15 protein-coding genes are annotated in these 19543 nt (G+C 70.8%); 3 read left to right on the plus strand and 12 right to left on the minus strand.

Annotated elements, in window-relative coordinates; genetic code table 11:
• Positions 1-63: 63 nt before the first annotated feature.
• Together ACFQE5_RS02515 and ACFQE5_RS02520 are read right to left on the minus strand one after the other, a co-directional pair.
• Positions 64-957: an ABC transporter permease gene (locus tag ACFQE5_RS02515; RefSeq protein WP_379582281.1), complete on the minus strand. Its 894-nt coding sequence runs from the start codon at positions 955-957 to the stop codon at positions 64-66.
• Positions 954-3734 carry an alpha/beta fold hydrolase gene (locus ACFQE5_RS02520; RefSeq protein WP_379582283.1) on the minus strand — a complete coding sequence of 927 codons (2781 nt, stop codon included), beginning with the start codon at positions 3732-3734 and terminating at the stop codon, positions 954-956. Before ACFQE5_RS02520 ends, ACFQE5_RS02515 begins: the two co-directional genes overlap by 4 nt.
• A gap of 292 nt (positions 3735-4026) precedes the next feature.
• Between ACFQE5_RS02520 and ACFQE5_RS02525 the strand changes: the two genes are divergently transcribed.
• On the plus strand, positions 4027-5037 hold the full coding sequence (locus tag ACFQE5_RS02525) for a TerC family protein (RefSeq protein WP_379582285.1): 1011 nt from the start codon (positions 4027-4029) through the stop codon (positions 5035-5037).
• A 132-nt stretch (positions 5038-5169) separates the two neighbouring features.
• On the opposite strand, the gene ACFQE5_RS02530 is transcribed toward ACFQE5_RS02525, so the two are convergent.
• Positions 5170-5544, minus strand: a complete 375-nt coding sequence (locus ACFQE5_RS02530; protein ID WP_379582287.1) for an FKBP-type peptidyl-prolyl cis-trans isomerase — start codon at positions 5542-5544, stop codon at positions 5170-5172.
• Between the two features lie 130 nt (positions 5545-5674).
• On the opposite strand from ACFQE5_RS02530, the gene ACFQE5_RS02535 reads away from it, so the two are divergent.
• Positions 5675-7153 carry an MFS transporter gene (locus ACFQE5_RS02535; RefSeq protein ID WP_379582289.1) on the plus strand — a complete coding sequence of 493 codons (1479 nt, stop codon included), beginning with the start codon at positions 5675-5677 and terminating at the stop codon, positions 7151-7153.
• On the opposite strand, the gene ACFQE5_RS02540 is transcribed toward ACFQE5_RS02535, so the two are convergent.
• The 3 genes from ACFQE5_RS02540 to ACFQE5_RS02550 are packed head-to-tail and all read right to left on the minus strand — an operon-like array spanning position 7144 to position 10501.
• Positions 7144-9261, minus strand: coding sequence for a S9 family peptidase (locus tag ACFQE5_RS02540; protein ID WP_379582291.1), 2118 nt, complete (start codon positions 9259-9261; stop codon positions 7144-7146). The genes ACFQE5_RS02535 and ACFQE5_RS02540 overlap by 10 nt on opposite strands.
• Before the next feature lie 5 nt (positions 9262-9266).
• Positions 9267-9773: a ribonuclease HI gene (gene rnhA / locus ACFQE5_RS02545; RefSeq protein ID WP_379582294.1), complete on the minus strand. Its 507-nt coding sequence runs from the start codon at positions 9771-9773 to the stop codon at positions 9267-9269.
• A gap of 53 nt (positions 9774-9826) precedes the next feature.
• Positions 9827-10501 carry an MBL fold metallo-hydrolase gene (locus tag ACFQE5_RS02550; protein ID WP_379582297.1) on the minus strand — a complete coding sequence of 225 codons (675 nt, stop codon included), beginning with the start codon at positions 10499-10501 and terminating at the stop codon, positions 9827-9829.
• A 302-nt stretch (positions 10502-10803) separates the two neighbouring features.
• Between ACFQE5_RS02550 and uvrA the strand changes: the two genes are divergently transcribed.
• Positions 10804-13716, plus strand: a complete 2913-nt coding sequence (gene uvrA / locus ACFQE5_RS02555; RefSeq protein WP_379582299.1) for an excinuclease ABC subunit UvrA — start codon at positions 10804-10806, stop codon at positions 13714-13716.
• Between the two features lie 133 nt (positions 13717-13849).
• Here the strand turns inward: uvrA and ACFQE5_RS02560 are convergent, their stop codons facing one another.
• From ACFQE5_RS02560 to ACFQE5_RS02585, 6 genes are all read right to left on the minus strand, one after another.
• Positions 13850-14842 (minus strand): anti-sigma factor RsbA family regulatory protein, encoded by a 993-nt coding sequence (locus ACFQE5_RS02560; protein ID WP_379582301.1) that lies wholly within the window; start codon positions 14840-14842, stop codon positions 13850-13852.
• Positions 14843-15353: 511 nt separating this feature from the next.
• Positions 15354-15803, minus strand: coding sequence for a RidA family protein (locus ACFQE5_RS02565; protein ID WP_379582303.1), 450 nt, complete (start codon positions 15801-15803; stop codon positions 15354-15356).
• On the minus strand, positions 15804-16757 hold the full coding sequence (locus ACFQE5_RS02570; protein ID WP_379582305.1) for a phosphotriesterase family protein: 954 nt from the start codon (positions 16755-16757) through the stop codon (positions 15804-15806).
• Positions 16754-17932, minus strand: a complete 1179-nt coding sequence (locus ACFQE5_RS02575; protein WP_379582307.1) for a M24 family metallopeptidase — start codon at positions 17930-17932, stop codon at positions 16754-16756. The genes ACFQE5_RS02570 and ACFQE5_RS02575 overlap by 4 nt, the downstream gene beginning before the upstream one ends.
• Positions 17929-18255: a hypothetical protein gene (locus ACFQE5_RS02580; protein ID WP_379582309.1), complete on the minus strand. Its 327-nt coding sequence runs from the start codon at positions 18253-18255 to the stop codon at positions 17929-17931. The genes ACFQE5_RS02575 and ACFQE5_RS02580 overlap by 4 nt, the downstream gene beginning before the upstream one ends.
• A 64-nt stretch (positions 18256-18319) precedes the next feature.
• Positions 18320-19537, minus strand: a complete 1218-nt coding sequence (locus ACFQE5_RS02585; RefSeq protein WP_379582311.1) for an aminotransferase class I/II-fold pyridoxal phosphate-dependent enzyme — start codon at positions 19535-19537, stop codon at positions 18320-18322.
• Positions 19538-19543 lie beyond the last annotated feature (6 nt).

A 19543-nucleotide genomic window follows, 5' to 3' on the forward strand; every position in this document is an offset into this window, starting at 1 on the left:
CGTCGACACCGCAGCTCAGCCAGGCCTGTGAGTGCGTAACAGTGTTAGAACACTGTTACGCACTCACAGGGTGTCCTTGTGGAGGAAGCGGTAGGTCGCGAGGGCGGCGAAGACCAGGGTGTAGGTGAGGGCGGAGAACACGCCCCGGGTCATCTCGCTCCAGTCGACCTGCTGGGCCAGCAGCGCCGACCAGGCGGTGGCGTCGTGCGTCGGCAGCCAGTTGCGCAGCTCGCCCAGGGCGGTGATCTGATCGAGGATCTGCGACACGATCGACACCGTCACCGCCCCGCCGACCGCGCCCAGCGGGGCGTCCGTACTCACCGACAGCAGCAACGCGAGCGCGGCGACCCAGCTGAGCTGCACGGCGATGTACAGCGCGCCCAGCAGCACCCGGCCGCCGGCGGTGAGGAAGCCGAGTGACTCCCCGGCCGGACTGACCAGGTCGCCCGTTCCGTAGGCCAGGCTCCCGACGATCAGCGACACCACCGGAAGCAGGACGACCGCGGCCAGCGCCAGCAGCCCCGCCACGATCGCCTTCTGCCGCAGCAGCCGGGCCCGTGGGATCGGCGCCGCGAGCAGATACCGCAGACTCGACCACGACGCCTCCGCGGCGACCGTGTCGCCGAAGAACAGCGCGACCACCACCACGAGCAGGAAACCCGCCGACGCGAACAGGGCGAACACCGCGAAGTTCGGCCCGCTCTGCTTGGCCAGGTCGACGAGGTTGAACGACCCCCCGGGCGGCCCCTCGGAGGCCAGGCTGAAGGCGATCCAGAGGATCACCGGCAGCAGCGCCAGCAGGGCGAACGTCACCACGGTCCGGCGGCGACGCAGCTGGCGGATCAGTTCGACGCGCACCGGCAGGGTCCGGTGCGGGCGGTAGGACGGGCTCGTTGCGGCCGAGTCGGCGGCGAAGGCGCCGACCTGTCCGCGATGGGTGGGAGGCAGGTCGCTCACGGTGCGGTGTCCTCTCCGACCAGTTGCAGGAAGGCGTCCTCCAGCCGACGCCGCGGACCCACCGACTGCACGCCGATCCCGGCATCGACCAGGGCCCGCACCACCGACGCGCGCGGGTTGCCGTTGAGCTCGGCGTGCACGAGCGGTCCCTCGACGGCGACGTCGCGCACCCCGTCCAGCGCGGCGATGATCGCGGCCGCCCGCTCCGGGGCGTCGACGGTGAAGCTGGCCGCACCGGCCCCGGCGATGATGTCCTCGACCGTCCCGGCGGCCGCCACCCTGCCGTGATGCATGACGACGACGTGCGTGCACGTCTGCTCGACCTCGGCCAGCAGATGACTGGAGATCAGGACGGTCCGCCCAGCCGCGGCATAGCGGCGCAGGACCTCGCGCATCGCGTGGATCTGGGGCGGGTCGAGCCCGTTGGTCGGTTCGTCGAGCACCAGCAGTTCCGGCAGCCCGAGCATTGCCTGCGCGAGCGCCAGCCGCTGCCGCATGCCCTGGCTGTACGTGCTGACCCGCCGGTGCACCGAATCGCCGAGCCCGGCGATCTCCAGCGTGTCGGCCAGCCGCGCCTCGGCGGCGGGTCTACCGGTCGCGGCCCAGTACAGCCGGAGGTTCTCGTAGCCGGACAGATGCGGCAGGAAGCCCGGTCCTTCCACGAACGCCCCGATCCGGGCCAGTACCGAGGCCCCGGGCCCGACCGGCTCGCCGAACGCCCGGATGGTGCCCGCCGACGGGCGGACCAGTCCCATCAGCATCCGCAGCACCGTGGTCTTGCCGGCGCCGTTGGGGCCCAGCAGGCCCAGCACCATGCCCCGCTCGACGGTGAACGACACGTCCGACACCGCGGTGACCCCGCCGCGGTAGGTCTTGGCGAGCCCGGTGATCTCCAGCGGCAGGTCCGGGTCGCCGGTGGCGCGCGCGGGACGGCGGCGCCCGCGAAGCCAGCCGACGAGGCCTGCGGCCAGCGCGATCCCCAGCAGGACGCCGATGCCGATGGCGTAGCCGATCGGGACGGTGTTCGGCGTGACGGCGTGACCGGGCACCACGGGAACCTGCACTGCGCCGTCGACCCCGATCCGCCAGACCGCCGGAGCGGCCGGGGACGCGTAGCCCTGGTCGGTCGTGCCGATGGAGACGATGATCCGGTCGCCCGCCTGCACCGGGGCGACGACCCCGGGCAGGGTGACGGTGACCCGGGCGGCCGATCCGTCTGCGGGCACCGGGATCCGCATCGGCGCGACCGCGCCACCCAGCAGCGTGCGCCTGCCGTCGGCGGAGAGCGTGTAGAGCTTGCCGAACAGCACGGCCGCACCCGCGGTGGGTTGGCCGGGAACCCGGGAGACGGTCAGCTCGACGCGCGGTGCGCCCGCGATCGTGACCGGCGCGGCCAGCGGATCGCTGCGGAACTGGGCCGACTGTCCGGGGATCTCGGAGGTTGCCGCCGCCACCCTGCCGCCGATGGTGCCCAGCTGCGCGCCCACCCCGGGCAGCGCGGTGATCGCGGCGGGACTGCCGCCTGCTGGGTGTGTCACCGGCTGCGGCGGACCGGCCAGCGCGATCTGCTCGGTCTGCACCGGGGGCTCGCCGGGCAGCCCGGGATACGCGTCGGCGACGACCGTTCGCTCGGTCGGGGTGTCGCTGTTCGTGCGCAGCTCGCTGCGGATGGTGTAGGCGAAGCCGGCGCCCGGGGCATCGCCCCGGCCCGCCAGATGATGGTCGAACCAGTCGGCGATCTCGGTGCGGACGGCGTCGCCGGGTGCCCCGCCGTCGTGGCCGCCCGAGTACCACAGGATCCGGACCGTGCCGCCCGCGGCCGCGATCTGCCGCGCGTTGGCATCGGCCTGGTCGAGCCCGAAGAGGGTGTCCCGCTCACCCTGGACGATGAGCGTCGGGGCCGTGATCCGATCGGTCACCGAGGCGGGCGACGAGCGGCGCAGCAACTCCGCGGTGGCCGGCGAGAGGCGGCCGGTGGTGGCCGCCTCGGTGTAGGCCGCGCAGACCGTGGCCGTGAACCGCCCGCAGGTCAGCGGGGTGGCCTCGGTGCCGCTGCGGCCCGCGGGCGAGCCGGTGGCGCCCGCGGCGAAGAGGTAGCCCGCCCAGCCGCGTTTGAACACCCCGTCCGGGCCGAAGGTCCCGCGGGCGGGCGTGTCCGGCGGTGGGGCGGTCGCGGCGGCGGCCTCGGGGAACAGCGCCTGACCCAGGTCGTTCCAGGTGATGACCGGGGCGAGCGCGTCGATGCGCCGGTCGTAGCCGGCCAGCAGCAGCGCCAGCGCCCCGCCGTACGAGCCACCGGTGACGCCGACGCGCGGGTCGTCCGGCCCGTCCTGCACCACCTCTGGTCGAGTGGCCAGCCAGTCGACGAGCTGCTGGGCGTCGGCGACCTCGTAGTCCGGGGAGTCCAGCGCGATCTGGCCGGTGCTGGTCCCGAACCCGCGGGCTGACCAGGCCAGCACGACGAAGCCGCGGGCGGCCAGGTCGCGGGCCTCGGCGTCGACGGACGTCTTGTCCGCCCCGAAACCGTGCGCGACCAGCACGGCCGGGGCGGGTGTGGTCTCGGGCAGGTAGAGCGTCGTGTCGAGGCTGACCGGTTCCGGCACCCCCGGTCCGCCGCGGACCTCGATCCGCTGCTCGCTGGTGCGGGCGGCGGCCGCGGTGTCGCGCTCGCCGAGCGGCCCGGCCAGCGCCGCGCCCCCGGCGGCGAGCAGCGCGAGCACGAGCACGGCGACAAGGACGCGCGTACGCGTCAACCGGGGCAGTCGGGGCACTCCCATGACGTTAGGCGAGTCGGTTCGCGGTCCGGCCGCGCCACCCTCAGTGAGTTCTCAGCGTGACCCTCGCCGGGGGAGATCGGTCACCCCGATTGGCGCGCCGCCGGGACCGGGGGGCAGACTTGGGGATTGCACCGCAGGGGAGTATCCCGCCCGCGGTGGCATCGTCAGCACGGCGTCCGGCCGGCCACGGTCCGGGCGCCCGGTGCCACCGGTCGCGCCGCTCGTACGGAGTGGTTCGACGGGAGAGACCTCGGGCTGCTTCATGCTGCCCGAGACCCCGGAGGTCCATCCCATGACAGTGCCCGCCTGGCTCTGGTTCGCGACGATCGGCGGCCTGGTCGCGATCATCCTGGCCGACCTGTTCCTCGTCGACCACAAGCCGCATGCGGTCACGGTCCGGGAGGCCGCCCGGTGGGTGCTGTTCTACGTCGCGCTCGCGCTGGTGTTCGGGGCGGGGGTGTGGCTGTTCGCGGGCGGCACCTACGCCGGGGAGTTCTTCGCCGGCTACATCACCGAGTACTCGTTGTCGGTCGACAACCTGTTCGTCTTCGTCATCATCATGGGGACGTTCAAGGTGCCGGCCATCCATCAGCACCGGGTGCTGCTGGTCGGCATCGTGATCGCGTTGATCATGCGCGGCATCTTCATCGCGATCGGGGCCGCGGCGATCGCCCGGTTCAGCTGGGTCTTCTACCTGTTCGCCGCCGTGCTGATCTACACCGCCGTCAGCCTGGTGCGGCAGGGCACGGAGCACGACGAGGAGTACACCGAGAACCGGGTGCTGCGGCTGCTGCGGCGGATGCTGCCGGTGACCGAGGACTACCACGGCGCGAAGTCGTTCGTGAAGATCGACGGCAAGCGCTGGGCCACCCCGATGATCATCGTGATGCTCGCGATCGGTTCGACCGACCTGCTGTTCGCGCTCGACTCCATCCCGGCGATCTTCGGCCTCACCCAGGAGGCCTACCTGGTCTTCACCGCGAACGCGTTCGCGCTGATGGGGCTGCGACAGCTGTACTTCCTGCTGGGCGGGCTGCTGGAGCGGCTGATCTACCTGTCCTACGGGCTGGCGGTCATCCTCGGCTTCATCGGGGTCAAGCTGGTGCTGCACGCACTGCACGAGAACTCGCTGCCCTTCATCAACGGCGGCGAGCCGGTGCCGGTGCCCGAGATCGGCATCGTGGTGTCGCTGAGCGTGATCGTCGGCGTGTTGATCATCACCACCGTCGCCAGCTTGATCAAGGCCCGGCGCCGTCCGGAGGTGGCGGCGTACAGCGGACCGGAAGCCCGCAGCGACCGGTGAGTCGGTACCCGGCGGGTACGACCGGACGTCTCGTCATCGGCGAGCAGCGGCGAGTGGTCGCACGGCTGCCCGCCGACGGCCGGGTGGTCATCCGGGCGGGCGCCGGCTACCGGTAGCGGCAGGCGCTCCGGATCACTGCACCTCGAGCAGGTCCACGACGAAGATCAGGGTCTCGCCGCCCTTGATCACACCACCGGCGCCGCGGTCGCCGTACCCCAGGTGCGGCGGGATCACCAGCCGGCGCCGTCCGCCGACCCGCATCCCGGCCACCCCGCGGTCCCAGCCCGCGATCACCCGTCCGGCGCCGAGCGGGAACTGCAGCGGCTGGCCGCGGTTCCAGGACGCGTCGAACTCCTCGCCGGTGGAATGCGCGACGCCGACGTAGTGCACGCTCACCGTCGAGCCTGCCGTCGCTTCGGCGCCGTCGCCGAGCTGGATGTCCTCGGTGACGAGGTCGGCGGGGGCGGGGCCGTCCACCGGGTCGACGACGGGTCGCTGCAGTGCCACGGGTGTGCTCCTCACATCTCGGGCCTCACAGGGTGCCAGAGGCCACCGGGGGTCGCGGTGCCGGCCGGGGCAACCCAGACTGGGGCGGTGCCCCGATCGCCGCTCGACACCGCCGACCGCGGGTGAGTCCATGGCCCATCCGGTGGCGTCCCCGCCCTACGTCGCGGATCCGCGGCGCTGGCGGGCGCTGAGCGTCACGCTCGTCGCGGGGTTCATGACGCTGCTCGACGTGAGCATCGTGTCGGTCGCGCTTCCCTCGATGCAGCGCAGTCTGGGGGTGAGCCCGGCCGAGGCGCAGTGGGTGATCTCGGGTTATGCGCTGGCCTTCGGCCTGACCCTCGTTCCCGCCGGACGGCTGGGCGACGCGGTGGGCCGGCGCCGGATGTTCCAGCTCGCGCTCGGCGGGTTCGTGCTGTGCAGCGCGCTCGCCGGCGCCGCCCCGAACGCGGTGTTGCTCATCGTCGCGCGGCTCGCCCAGGGGCTGGCTGCGGGTGCACTCGCGCCCCAGAACTCCGGGCTGATCCAGGACCTGTTCCGCGGCGGTGAGCGCGGCCGCGCCTTCGGCCTGTTCGGCGGGACGGTCGGGGTGTCCACGGCGGTGGGTCCGGTCGCGGGCGGGCTCATCCTCGCCGTCGCGGGGGAACCGGACGGGTGGCGGTGGATCTTCTTCATCAACGTCCCGATCGGGGTGCTCGCCCTGGTGCTCGCCGCGCGGTGGCTACCCGGCCCACCCGTGCGTGCCCGGCGGGGAAGCCTCGACGTCGTGGGCGCCGGTCTGCTGGGCGGCGCCGTGTTCGCCGTGATGCTGCCGCTGGTGGAGGCCTACGCCGGAGGCCTGGCCAGGCTGTGGTGGCTGTTTCCGGTGGGCGCGGCGCTCGCGGCGGCATTCCTGGCCTGGGAACGTCGGGTGGCCCGGCGCGGCCGGGCACCGCTGCTGGATCTGCGGCTGCTCACCGACACACCCGGCTACCTCTCGGGGGTCGCGCTCGGGATGACCTACTTCGTCGGGTTCAGCGGCATCTGGCTGGTGTTCGCGCTCTTCTTCCAAATCGGACTCGGCTACTCCCCGCTGCAGTCCGGCCTGGTCGTGACGCCCTTCGCCCTCGGTTCGGCGGTGTCCTCGACGCTGGGCGGGCGGCTGGTCGAACGGTTCGGCCGGCAGCTCACCGTGCTCGGTCTGGTAGGGGTGATCGCCGGGCTCGGCACGACCGCCGTCCTGCTCGCGCTGGTCCCGCCGTCGGTCGCCGGGCTCGCGATGATCGCGCCGATCCTGCTGGCCGGGATCGGCGGGGGACTGGTGATCTCCCCGAACGTGACGATGACGCTGCGCTGCGTCCCGGTGCGGATGGCCGGGTCGGCGGGTGGCGCGCTGCAGACCGCGCAACGCATCGGCGCGGCGATCGGCACGGCCGCGCTCGCCGGGATCTTCTACACCGTCCTCAACACCACCGAGCACCACTACCAGCGGGCGGTGGGCATCACGCTCGGCGTGGCGGTCGCGATGATGCTCATCGCGCTCGCCATCGCGATCCGGGAATGGCGGGTGGGCTCCGGGCGCCCCGCCGCGGGCGAGGGGCCCGAGTCGACCGCGGCGGACACCTACCCCTGAGCAGCCGGTCGGTCCGGCCCGGACACACCCAGCGCGGAGCGCAGGAACTCGACCTGCAACGCCAGCAGGTTCTCCGCGACGACCTCCTGCGGGGTCATATGGGTCACCCCGGACAGCGGCAGCACGCTGTGCGGCCGGCCCGCGGCCAGCAACGCCGACGACAGGCGCAGCGTGTGCGCGGCGACGACGTTGTCGTCGGCGAGACCGTGGACGAGCAGCAGCGGCCGGTGCGGGGTTCGGGCCGCGGCCGCGTCCGCGAACAGCGACGAGCGCTCGTAGGCCTGTGGGGCGGTGTCGGGGTGGCCGAGGTAGCGCTCGGTGTAGTGGGTGTCGTAGAGGCGCCAGTCGGTGACCGGCGCGCCCGCGACGGCCGCGTGGAACACGTCGGGACGGCGCAGCACCGCGAGCGCGGCCAGATAGCCGCCGAAGGACCAGCCGCGGATTCCGACCCGGTCCAGGTCCAGGTCCGGGTTGCGGGCGGCGACGGCGTGCAGCGCGTCGATCTGGTCGTCGAGCACCGGCGTGGCGAGGTCGCCCTGCACCGCCCGCTCGAACGCCGGGCCTCGTCCCGGGGTCCCGCGCCCGTCGACCACGACCACCGCGAAGCCCTGGTCGGCGAACCACTGGCTGGTCAGGTGCGCGTTGCGGGCGGCGAGCACCCGCTGGGCGTGGGGGCCGCCGTAGGGATCCATGAGGACGGGCAGCCGGTGACCGGGCCGGTGCCACGAGGGCAGCAGGACCGCGGTGCGCAGGTCGCGTTCACCGGCGCTGCAGATCTCCAGCCGCGGCGTGAGTCCGGCGGGCTCGCACCGCGACGCGATCGTGAACTCGGTACCGTCGGCGCGCCGCACGCGGGTGACGGTGCCGTCGGTGTCCAGATCGGAGCGGGTGACCAGCAGCGTGCCGCCGGCCAGCCGGCCGCCGTGCACTCCGGGGTCGGGGGTCAGCTCGGTCAGGCCCGCCGCGCGCGACCAGGTCCACAGGCCGATCGAGATCGGATCCCGGGAGGCGCTGAACAGCAGGGTGTCCGCGTCGATGTCCAGCAGCTCCCGGACCTGCAGCGTCGGCGGCGTGACCGGCTCGCCGTCGACCAGGAGCCGGTGCGTGTCCGCGTCGGCGGCCGTCCAGACGAGCTCGCCGTCGCGCAGATGCGCGGGGACCCCGGGCACGATGTCGACCCACCGGTCGTCGGTGCTGGTGACGACCTCGGTGGTGGCTCCGGTGGGGGTATCGACCCGCAGCACCCGCAGCGCCCGCTGGTCGCGGGGCTGCACGGTCACGAGCAGGCCGATGGCGTCCCAGGTGACGCCGACGAGGTACTCGTTGGCCGCGGTGTCCCAGGTGACGGGGGTGCGGGTGCGGTCGAGGCCGACGAGGTGCAGCGTCACCTCGGCGTTCGCGGTCCCGGCCGCCGGATAGGCGACGGGGGTGGGCTCGCGTTCGGGGTTGGCCGGGTCGGCGATGTGCCAGCGCCGCACCGGGGTTTCGTCGACCCTGGCGACGAGGAGCCGGTCGCCGTCGGGGGACCACCAGTAGCCCCGCATGCGGCCCATCTCCTCGGCCGCGATGAAGTCGGCGAGGCCCCAGGTCACGCCGTCGCCGTCGGGTTCGACGAGGCTCGTGGTGAGCCGGGGGGTGAGCTCGTGCACCTGCAGCGCGCCGCCGGCGACGAAGGCGACGCGCTGGCCGAACGGGTCGGGCCGCGGGTCGATCACGCCGCCGGCCGTCTCGATCTGGCGCGGGCTCAGCCCGGCGACGAAGTCCGCGACGTAGAGCTGACCGGACAGGGTGAACGCGGCCATGGTGACCGCCCGGTCGGTGGCGTATCCGACGATTCCGCCGGCCTGCTCGCGGGTGCGTTCCCGGCGGGCGCGTTCGGCGGCGGGCAGGTTCTCCTCGTCGCCGGACTCCAGGTCACGCGGATCGGCGACGAGCCGCTCCTCGCCGGTCTCCAGGTCGAGCGTCCACAGGCAGGTGACCGGGTCGGTGCCGCTGCGGCTGCGCAGGAACACGACGCGTCGCCCGTCGGGGGAGAGCGTCGCGCTGCGCGGTGCGCCAAGGGTGAACCGCCGGGTGCGAGCCTGTCGGCGGGGGAAACTGTCGGTCACGGTGATCAGTCTGCCGCGTGCCCGGCTCCCCGGCGTGGTGCAGGGGCCGCCCGCCCGGCGGCCCGCGCCTCCTGGAGGCCTCGGACGGCCAGGCGATCCGCGCGCTCGTTCTCGGGATGGCCCGCATGCCCCTTGACCCAGTGCCAGTGCACCCGGTGTGGCGCCATGGCGGCGTCCAGGCGTCGCCAGAGATCGGCGTTCTTCACCGGCTGCTTGGCTCTGGTCTGCCAGCCGTTGCCCTGCCACCGGGGTAGCCACTCGGTGATCCCGTTCCGAACGTAGGTGCTGTCGGTGAACAGATGCACCGCCGAGGGCCGGGTCAGGCTCTCCAACGCTCGGATGGGGGCGGTCAGCTCCATCCTGTTGTTGGTCGTCATGTCCGGTTCGCCGCCGTACAGTTCCTTCTCGTGGCGGCCGTAGCGCAGGACGGCCGCCCACCCACCCGGCCCCGGGTTCCCGCTGCAGGCGCCATCGGTGTAGATCTGCACGATCGGCTCCGGTTCGTGGTCCACGGGCTCACGATTCACCATGGCACCGGGGAGCGGCGGGGCGGGACCCGCGCCCGCTACCAGCCGCGCTCGCGCCACTCGCCGACGTGCGGGCGCTGCGCACCCAGCGTCGAGTCGTCGCCGTGGCCGGGGTAGAACCACGTCTCGTCCGGCAGCCGGTCGAAGACGCGCTGCTCGACGTCGTCGATCAGCTGCGTGAACTGCTGGGAGCCGTCGGTCTTGCCGACTCCGCCGGGGAACAGCGAGTCGCCGGTGAACAGATGCGGCCGGTCGGCGCCTCGGTAGAGCAGCGCGATCGAGCCGGGAGTGTGTCCGCGCAGGTGGATGACCTCGAGCTCGATCTCGCCGAATCGCACCGTGTCGCCGTGCTCGACCAGCACATCGGTCGGGATCGGCAGCTCCGGGGCGTCGATCGGGTGCGCGAGCTGGCGGGTCTGGAACATGCCCGCGACGGCGCCGAGCGCCTGCCAGTGGTCGTAGTGGCGGTGCGTGGTCACGATGTGCCGCAGCTCGGGGCGCTCGTCGCCGGAACCGACCATGTCGGCGATCCGGTCGGGCTCGTTCGCCGCGTCGACGAGCAACGCCTCGTTGCTCGCCTTGCACACCAACAGGTAGGCGTTGTTGTCCATCGGGCCGACGGACACCTTCGTGATCGTCAATGCGTCCAGATCGCGGCGGGTCGCTGCGCCGCCGGGGTCGGTGTGACCGGTGTACTCGTCCAGGACGTCCACGGGCACAGCCTAGGCCAACCACAGCACGGAGGTCCGGTCGCGCGGGCGCCGCCGAGCGGGTTCCACCCGATCCGCTGGTCGGCCGCTGTCGACCGGCCGGGCAGGCACGAGCCGGCGGCCACGCCGATGCGGCGACGGCGTTCTCGAACATGTGTGCGACGATTGGGGGGCCGACGCTTCGGGGCGCGGTGCCCGTCGGGGCCGCCGCCTAGCATGGCTGGGACCAGAGATCGGCGACCAGAGATCGGCGGGATGAGTGGCGACACTCGCCGGCCGGATGCCGGAACCAGGAGGCGCACATCGTGGCCGACCGCCGCGCCAACGGTAGTTCCGCAGGCGCTTCCCGCCTCGTCGTGCGGGGCGCCCGGGAGCACAACCTGCGAGGGGTTGATCTGGATCTGCCGCGCGACAGCCTGATCGTGTTCACCGGGCTGTCCGGCTCCGGCAAGTCCAGCCTGGCGTTCGACACGATCTTCGCCGAGGGCCAGCGGCGGTACGTCGAGTCGCTGTCCGCCTACGCCCGGCAGTTCCTCGGGCAGATGGACAAGCCCGACGTCGATTTCATCGAGGGGCTCTCGCCCGCCGTCTCGATCGACCAGAAGTCCACCAACCGCAACCCCCGCTCGACCGTCGGCACCATCACCGAGGTCTACGACTACCTGCGGCTGCTGTATGCGCGCGCCGGCGTCCCGCACTGCCCGGTGTGCGGGCACGTGATCTCCAAGCAGACGCCGCAGCAGATCGTCGACCAGGTGCTGGCGATGGCCCAGGGCAGCCGGTTCCAGGTGCTGGCGCCGGTTGTGCGCACCCGCAAGGGCGAGTTCGTCGACCTGTTCGCCACCCTGCAGGCGCAGGGCTACTCGCGAGTGCTGGTCGACGGCTCGGTGCATCCGCTCACCGCGCCCCCGAAGCTGCGCAAACAGGAGAAGCACGACATCGCCGTCGTAGTCGACCGGCTCGCGGTCAAGGAGTCGGCCCGCCAGCGGCTCACCGACTCGGTGGAGACCGCGTTGCGGCTGGCCGACGGGCTCGTCGTGCTCGACTTCGTCGATCTCCCCGACGACGACCCGCATCGCGAGCGGCGCTTCTCGGAGCGGATGGCCTGCCCCAACGGTCATCCGCTCAGCCTCGACGAGCTCGAGCCGCGCACCTTCTCGTTCAACTCGCCCTACGGGGCCTGCCCGGAGTGCCACGGCATCGGGATCAAGAAGGAGGTCGACCCGGAGCTCGTCGTCCCCGATCCCGACCTGAGCCTGGCCGACGGCGCCATCGCTCCGTGGTCCACCGGGCACACCGCGGAGTACTTCGGACGGCTGCTGTCCGGGCTGGCCGGGGGGATCGGGTTCCGGATGGACACCCCGTGGCGCAAGCTCGGCGCCGCGGTCCAGAAGGCGGTGCTGCACGGGACCGACGAGCAGGTCCATGTCCGCTATCGCAACCGCTACGGGCGCGAACGCGCCTACTACGCCAACTTCGAGGGGGTCATCCCGTTCCTGGAACGCCGACTCGACCAGACCGAGTCGGAGGCGCAGCGCGAGCGCTACGAGGGCTACATGCGCGACGTGCCGTGCCCCGCCTGCAAGGGGGCCCGGCTCAAACCCGAGGTGCTGGCCGTGACGCTGGAGCACCGCGAGCACGGCGCGCGATCGATCGCCGAGGTTGCGGCGATGTCGGTGGCCGAGTGTTCGGCGTTCCTCGACGGCATGGTGCTCGACCCGCGGCAGGCGATGATCGCCGGACGGGTGCTCAAGGAGGTGCAGGCCCGGCTGGGCTTCCTGCTCGACGTCGGGCTCGACTATCTCTCGCTCGACCGGGCGGCGGGCACGCTGTCGGGGGGTGAGGCGCAGCGGATCCGGCTCGCGACCCAGATCGGATCCGGCCTGGTCGGCGTGCTCTACGTGCTCGACGAGCCCTCGATCGGGCTGCACCAGCGGGACAACCGGCGGCTGGTCGACACCCTGACCCGGCTGCGGGACCTGGGCAACACGCTGATCGTCGTCGAGCACGACGAGGACACCATCCGCTCCGCCGACTGGGCGGTCGACATCGGCCCCGGCGCCGGGGAACACGGCGGGCGGATCGTGCACAGCGGCCCGGTCGCGGGGCTCGAGGCGAACGAGACCTCGCTCACCGGGGCCTACCTGTCCGGGCGGCGCTCGATCCCGGTGCCCGCTCAGCGCCGTCCCGTCGACCCGAAACGCCGGCTCTCGGTGGTCGGCGCGCGCGAGCACAACCTGCGTGCCATCGACGTCGACATCCCGCTGGGCCTGCTGGTCTCGGTGACCGGTGTGTCGGGATCGGGCAAGTCCACGCTGGTCAACGACATCCTCGCCACGGTGCTGGCCAACCGGCTCAACGGCGCGCGACAGGTCCCGGGCCGGCACACCCGGGTCAACGGGGTCGACAACCTGGACAAGCTGGTGCGGGTGGACCAGTCCCCGATCGGCCGCACCCCGCGCTCCAACCCGGCCACCTACACCGGGGTGTGGGACCACGTCCGCAAGCTCTTCGCGGCGACCAGCGAGGCGAAGGTGCGCGGCTACCAGCCGGGTCGGTTCTCGTTCAACGTCAAGGGCGGGCGCTGCGAGGCGTGCTCGGGCGATGGCACGATCAAGATCGAGATGAACTTCCTGCCCGACGTCTACGTTCCCTGCGAGGTGTGCCGGGGCGCCCGGTACAACAGGGAGACCCTCGAGGTGCACTACAAGGGCAAGACGGTCGCCGACGTCCTGGACCTGCCGATCGAGGAGGCGGCGGAGTTCTTCGGACCGATCAACTCGATCAGCCGGTACCTGCGCACGCTGGTCGACGTCGGGCTCGGCTACGTGCGGCTCGGGCAGCCCGCACCGACCCTGTCCGGCGGCGAGGCGCAGCGCGTCAAGTTGGCCAGCGAGCTGCAGAAGCGGTCCAACGGTCGGACGATCTACATCCTCGACGAGCCGACCACCGGCCTGCATTTCGAGGACATCCGCAAGCTGCTCGTGGTGATCAACGGGCTGGTCGACAAGGGCAACACGGTGGTCGTCATCGAGCACAACCTCGACGTGATCAAGACTTCCGACTGGGTCATCGACATGGGACCGGAGGGCGGTTCGGGGGGCGGCACCGTCGTCGTGGAGGGAACCCCGGAACAGGTGGCGGGGCATCCGACGAGCTACACCGGGCGGTTCCTGCGCGAACTGGTCACCCCGCAGGCTCCCGCCGCGGCGAGTTGACGCGGCCGACCGGGCGGGCCGTCGCAGCCTCTCCCCGCCGTGACGGCCCGCTTCACCCGCACGGCTACCGTGCGGCGGCCGGCTCGCCGAGCGAGAGGACGTGCCATCCGTCGCGGTGAACCGGCCGGGCTGCTCAGAGCCGCAGGTACACCCGCGTCGTCGTGCCGCTCGGGCCGAGGTGGGTGCGGACGAGGTCGGCCACGTGGTGGACCATCAGCAGCCCCCGCCCGCCGAGCTGCCGGGAACCGACGGGGCGGCGGCCGGCGAGCGGGTCGGTCAGCCGTCCGGTGTCCCGGACCTCCCCGACGACCAGGCCACGCTCCGTCCAGACTCGTAACGTCCCGCTGCCACCGCCGTGGCGGATGCTGTTGGCGGCCAGCTCACCGATGGCGAGTGTGAAGTCGTCGACCCCGGCGTCGTTCAGCCCGGCGCGCCGGGCCGCGGCCGCGGCGAAGCGCCGCGCGAGGTGCAGCCGCGGCAGGTCGAACGCGAAGACCTCCGGCGTGGCGGGCTCGGGCAGCGGCCGGTTCGTCCGTGCGATGGCGCGGGCGGGTGCGAAACGGCTGCTGATGCGCCGGTCGCCGGCCTCGATCAGCGTGGGGTGGGTCTGCGCGGCGTCCGCCAGGTCCGCCGGGGGGAGGGCGGCGGCGTCGTACGGGCACAGGATGGTGACCCGGCGGCCCCGGAAGGACAGGTTGATCAGTGCCTCGTGGTGGGTGCAGGCCGGTCGTTCCAGCTCGGTCCGGCCGGGCCACACCGGTTCGCCGATGATGCGCACATGCCGTTCGGGGTGCGGATCGGCCGCCGCATGCAGCACCTCGGCCAGGATCCGCCCGGGGTTGCGTCCCACCACGGTCATGTCGAACAGTCGCACCCGCTCGGCCGCGGAGCCGAGCGCGGATCGCAGCAGTTCGAGGTTGCGCCGGGGCACGGCCACCGCCACGGGATCGCCGACCGCGAGCCCGTCGAGAACGAACGGGACGGTCCCGGCGAGATAGTCCGCCTCGCCGCGGTAGAACAGGGCGGGATGGCTGAACGGGCCCGGATCGGCGAACGCAACCGGGTGCGTGAGCGTCGATTGCCGCGCGAACGGCTTGTCGGCCCGCTCGTCCGCCGTCCTGCTCATCGCCGCCGTCCCGCCGAGGCCTGATTCTCGTGGCGAGGCTAGCCCAGGCGGAGCGTTCCGGCTCGATGAGCACAAGTCCGGCGGTCCCAGGTCGGCCGTGGTGTGCTCCTCCCAATCCGGGTGCCGAGCCAGGGTCACGGTCAGGACCTACAGGCGGCGCGCACTGTCGGTGCGTCGACCACGAAACCAGCCCGAGGCGCGCACCCAGTCGCGCGCCGTGCGCGGCGGCACCGATGTCGGGAGCTCGGGGCGAGCGACCAGCTCGGATGCAGCGGTGTCCCCGCCCACGGCGAACCAGCAGAGTCCGCAGACGACGGAGTGCAAGGTAGTGTTGCGCGCGGTTCCGGACCGCCGGTTGCAGCTGACGCACATCTGCGGCCGTAGCTCGGTCGACAACGCCGACCCGCCGCTGATGACCAGGGGCAGCAGCGAGAGGCGAACGTTCGGTTCAAGGCTGCGCAGCACAGCGCTGAGGGCGATGTGAGTCGACGCACAGACGTCAAATGTCGATCTACGTCTCGGGGGGTCTGGTGCGGTGGCCGGTTGTTGCTATCAATTGCACCTCGATGGGGCTGCCGCCGGGGAGGCTGGAGACTCCCACCGCGGCTCGAGTGGGCAGCGGCTGGCTGGATTCCAGTCTGGCGATTGCTGCACTGGCGCCGTCTGCCACTGCGCTGTGCTCGACGAAGTCCGGTCCTGCGGCGATGTATACGGTCAGCGACACGACGGATTCCACCGTTTGCGCCCTGTTTTCGGCTGCTAGGGTGGCCGCCTGTAACGCTCGTTTCGCCGCATGGAAGGCCAGGTCCTTGGCCTGTGTGACGGTGAGATCCTCGCCGACCCGACCGCGAGCGAGAAGACCGGCTTCATCTCTGGGTGTCATCCCCGCCGAGAAGACGAGATTGCCGTGCAGATGGGCCAGCGTGTATTGGCCGACCGGGGCAAGGGAATATTGATCCATTTAACTTCCTGTCAGCATCCGGCGGGGGTTGTCGATGAAGATTCGGTCGATCTGGCCCTGGGGGATGCCGGCGTCCCGCATTCGATCGGCGAAGTACGTCGTCGCCACGGTCAGGCCCCCGCCGCCGTTGCTGAGAAGGTGGCTGGTGAAGAAGATGTCGTGCGAGAGCAGGACATGGTCGATGAATCCGTTGTCGATCAGGTTCCGGATGTACCGGATGCGACGGTCCATCTCGGGGTCTGAGAGCCGGCTTGCGGTGCGTAGGGTGTCGAATTCGACGTACGCTCCCCGCTCGGCGAGTGAGAGTTGGTACTTGAGCACATCGTCGGGCTCCCGCCAGTCGATCGAGCCGACGGTGTCACAGTGACTGACGACGACGCGGCGAAGGTCGCAGCCTTCCTCCTCCAGCAGGTCCAGTTGCCCGTGCGCGATGGGCCAGCGGGCGGCGTGGACGTTGAGCGCCACCCCGGTCCGGTGCTGCGCTCGCGCCGACGCCCGGAAGATCCGTTCCTCGACCGGCTCGATGTGCTGGTCGCTGCCGATCTCCCCGATGATGCCGGCCCGGATGCCGGTGTCCCCGATGCCTTCGGTGATCTCCTGGACGATCAGGTCGGCGAGGTCCTTGGTCGGCATCCGATACAAGCGCGCCGCGGCGTACTGATGTCGGTAGAACGAACTGCCGACGACGATCTGGACGCCGGTCCGTTCGCTGAGATCTCGCAAGGCACGTGGTTCCCGTCCCAGGCTCTCGTTCGTCAGGTCGACGACCGTGTGCACCCCGGCCTGCGACGCGGCGTCCAGCTCGGCCGCCATCGTGGGAAAGTCGTGAAAGATCCCTTCCCCGCGGTACTCCCGGGTGAAGTCGCAGATCAGGTGCTCATGGGGCAGCGTGACTCCCAGTTGATCACCGCCGAGGACGCCTGTGACGGTGTTGACGGTTCCCTGATTGGTCATGTGGTCTCCACAACGAGTAGTTCACGGGAGGAGATGGACAGCTCGCGACAGCCAGTTGAGGTCACTACCACGGTGTCTTCGACGATCATGCCGCCCCAGCCGCTGCGGTAGTACGGGGTCTCCAGGCAAAACACCATTCCTTCCTCGATCATTACCCCGGCCTTGGCGCGAACGAGCGGCGGATCATAGATGGCGAGCCCGATGCCGTGACCGCAGTGCTGCCGCGCATAGCTGGGCAGCCCAGCCTCCCGCACCGCGTCGACCGCGGCGTCGAACAGCTCGTTGGTGGTGATCCCAGGTTTGATCATCTCAAGCTCAACCCGCTGCCCTTCGCGGAGCGCGTTGTAGGTCTTCACCATCTCGGCATCGGGTGCTCCCAGGACAGCGGTGCGCCCCAGATCTGACCAGTAGCCGTCTACGCGGCAGCCCAGGTCCATCTTCAGCACCTCCCCGGGTTGCCAGGGACGGTCACCGGGGAAGGCGTCGCCGAGGGCGCTGTGCGCCCCGGTCTGCACGCTGAAGAACTCGGGCTCCGCGCCGTGGGCGAGCATCGACTCCGCCATGACCCGAGCGATGTCCTTTTCCCGCCATCCTGCGCGGGCCTGGGCTAGGGCGTCCTGGATGGCCTGCTCGGTGATCCGGGCAGAGCGTTCGAGCAGCTCTATCTCGCCGGGCAGCTTGCTGGCTCGCACGCCGGTCGACCAGGTGCTGGCGTCGCACAGCTCGAGCCCATGCCCTCCGTCGAGGAGCCATCGAGTGAGCTCCGGGTGCATGCCGACGAGTTCGACACCGATCCGCCGTCCGGTGCCCGCGCATTCGCACAGCGCCGCCTGCAGCGCCGAAATCTGGTCGTCGTGGTGCTGCAGCTGCTTCCGCAGCTGCTGGCTGGGCGGCATGGAGTCGAAGTAGAACTCCCCGTAGGAGACGATCTCTTCTTCCGGGACCCCGACATCGAGTGCCGCAGCGGCCTGGCTGAACGGGATGACGAGGCGAACGCGATCGGCCGCCGCGACGACAACGGCAGAGATGTCCTCGTACAACTCGGCCGCCATACTGCGGAAGTCGGTCAGATAGCGCACGGTTGACGCCGAGGACGAGACGAACGCGTCGAAGTCGGCGTCCTGCAGCTTGGCCTGAGCCCGCGCCCGACGCTGCCTGTTCAGATCGCGCGTCATCGGCAATCCTCGGCGTAGCGACGGCCGGCCAGGTGGGTGTACGTGCTGGCGATCGGCCGCTGGCCCTCGACATACATGGCACGGAACTCGTCAGCAATCTGAGTCAGAACACCGCCTTGCCCGAGCGCAGCCGCATAGGCATCGGCAGACCGCCAGACGGTCGCCGCGATCCGCTCAGGACCGTGCGGGTCACCGAGAAAGTGCGCGGAAATCAGGTCATTACACCGCGCGTAGGTGCGTGGCAGCAGGTCCAGGTTCCAACGCTCCACGGCTTCACGCTCGTACTCGGGTAGGACGTTCCAGCGGGCAAGACGAATGATCATATCAGGCCTTTCAGGTGATTTCCGACAGAGAAACGTATCGGAGTGCCGACATGGACAGGCGTCCTCAGGATCGGCTACTCAACCCTTCTACCACATCGATGATCGTGTCGTGGGCATCGGAGAGAGCCTGACGGCCTTGCGCGATGCAGATCCGAATATGCCCGCGGCCGCAGGCGCCGAACTGGTAACCGGGGTTGATCACCACCCCGGCACGGCGCAGCGCGGCAGCCACCTGCTGGTCTGTCAGTTCCGGATCGATGATCTTCGGAAATACGTAGGACGTGCCCTGCGGCACGTACACCTCGAAGGCCGAGCTTGAGCGCAGCTTCTCGACCGCCAGATCGCGCAGCGACTGATACTCGCCGACACGCTTGTTGATCAGCTCGATGTCCAGGTCCATCCAGCGCGTCAGCACATGCTGGGCATACGCGGGAGCGCGCATGGCGCTGATACAGAGGACCTCCTCCATGGCATCGATGAGCGCCGGCGGTGCAACGGCGACACCTAGCCGATAGCCACTGAGCGACTCAGTCTTGGACGGACCCAAAAGGGTGATAGTCCGCTCGGCCATCCCTGGCATCTCCCGCAGATGCGCATACCGCGTGTCGTCATAGAGCAGGCGGCAATACAGCTGGTCAGCGATGGCGTAGGCGTCGTACTGCACCAGCAGACGGGCGAGCCCGACGAGCATCTGCGGCTCATACACCCCGCCGCTGGGATTGTTCGGATTCGAGAACACGAACACGCGAGCCCCGTCGTGGAGCGCAGCCTCGACGGCATCGAGGTCGAGCGTGGGAGCGACCGAGTTGGAGAAATCCATCGAAACGCGGACAACATCAGCGCGCAGGTACCGCACCATGCGCTCGGTCAGCAGATAGTCCGGGTCCGGGAGGACGACCGTGACGTGCTCATCCACGAGCGCCGACAACGCAGCGAACAGACCAGACTGGGTACCGGGTGTGAGGATGAGCTCCGTGGCCGGGTCCAGGTCCATTCCCAGATGGGCCGTGATGTTGGCGGCCACCGCTTCCCGGACGCCGGGGTCTCCACGGTAGGGCGTATAGGTCACCCCACCGCCCGTGGCGGCCCTGGTCATCTCCTTGATCGCATACTCCGGCGGAGGGAACACGTGGGTATCCGCACCAGTGAGGTCCCAGGATTGTTTGGGAGTCTGGATTCGCCCCAGTTCCCTTTCGAGATCACGCAGGGAGCGGTTGCCCGCATACGCCAGGTCGGGCATAGCCAGGTACTGCAGACGCCTCGGCTCATACAAGAGAGACATCCTCCT

Source organism: Pseudonocardia hispaniensis, assembly GCF_042658695.1.
In the GTDB taxonomy this organism is placed as follows: Bacteria; Actinomycetota; Actinomycetes; order Mycobacteriales; family Pseudonocardiaceae; genus Pseudonocardia; species Pseudonocardia hispaniensis.

Excerpts from the sequence above, each read along its gene's own strand:
- ACFQE5_RS02580 (WP_379582309.1), bottom strand. The coding sequence starts at position 18,255 with ATGATCATTCGTCTTGCCCGCTGGAACGTCCTACCCGAGTACGAGCGT.
- ACFQE5_RS02565 (WP_379582303.1), bottom strand. The coding sequence starts at position 15,803 with ATGGATCAATATTCCCTTGCCCCGGTCGGCCAATACACGCTGGCCCAT.
- ACFQE5_RS02520 (WP_379582283.1), bottom strand. The coding sequence starts at position 3,734 with ATGGGAGTGCCCCGACTGCCCCGGTTGACGCGTACGCGCGTCCTTGTC.
- ACFQE5_RS02560 (WP_379582301.1), bottom strand. The coding sequence starts at position 14,842 with ATGAGCAGGACGGCGGACGAGCGGGCCGACAAGCCGTTCGCGCGGCAA.
- ACFQE5_RS02585 (WP_379582311.1), bottom strand. The coding sequence starts at position 19,537 with ATGTCTCTCTTGTATGAGCCGAGGCGTCTGCAGTACCTGGCTATGCCC.
- ACFQE5_RS02575 (WP_379582307.1), bottom strand. The coding sequence starts at position 17,932 with ATGACGCGCGATCTGAACAGGCAGCGTCGGGCGCGGGCTCAGGCCAAG.
- ACFQE5_RS02535 (WP_379582289.1), top strand. The coding sequence starts at position 5,675 with ATGGCCCATCCGGTGGCGTCCCCGCCCTACGTCGCGGATCCGCGGCGC.
- ACFQE5_RS02570 (WP_379582305.1), bottom strand. The coding sequence starts at position 16,757 with ATGACCAATCAGGGAACCGTCAACACCGTCACAGGCGTCCTCGGCGGT.
- ACFQE5_RS02525 (WP_379582285.1), top strand. The coding sequence starts at position 4,027 with ATGACAGTGCCCGCCTGGCTCTGGTTCGCGACGATCGGCGGCCTGGTC.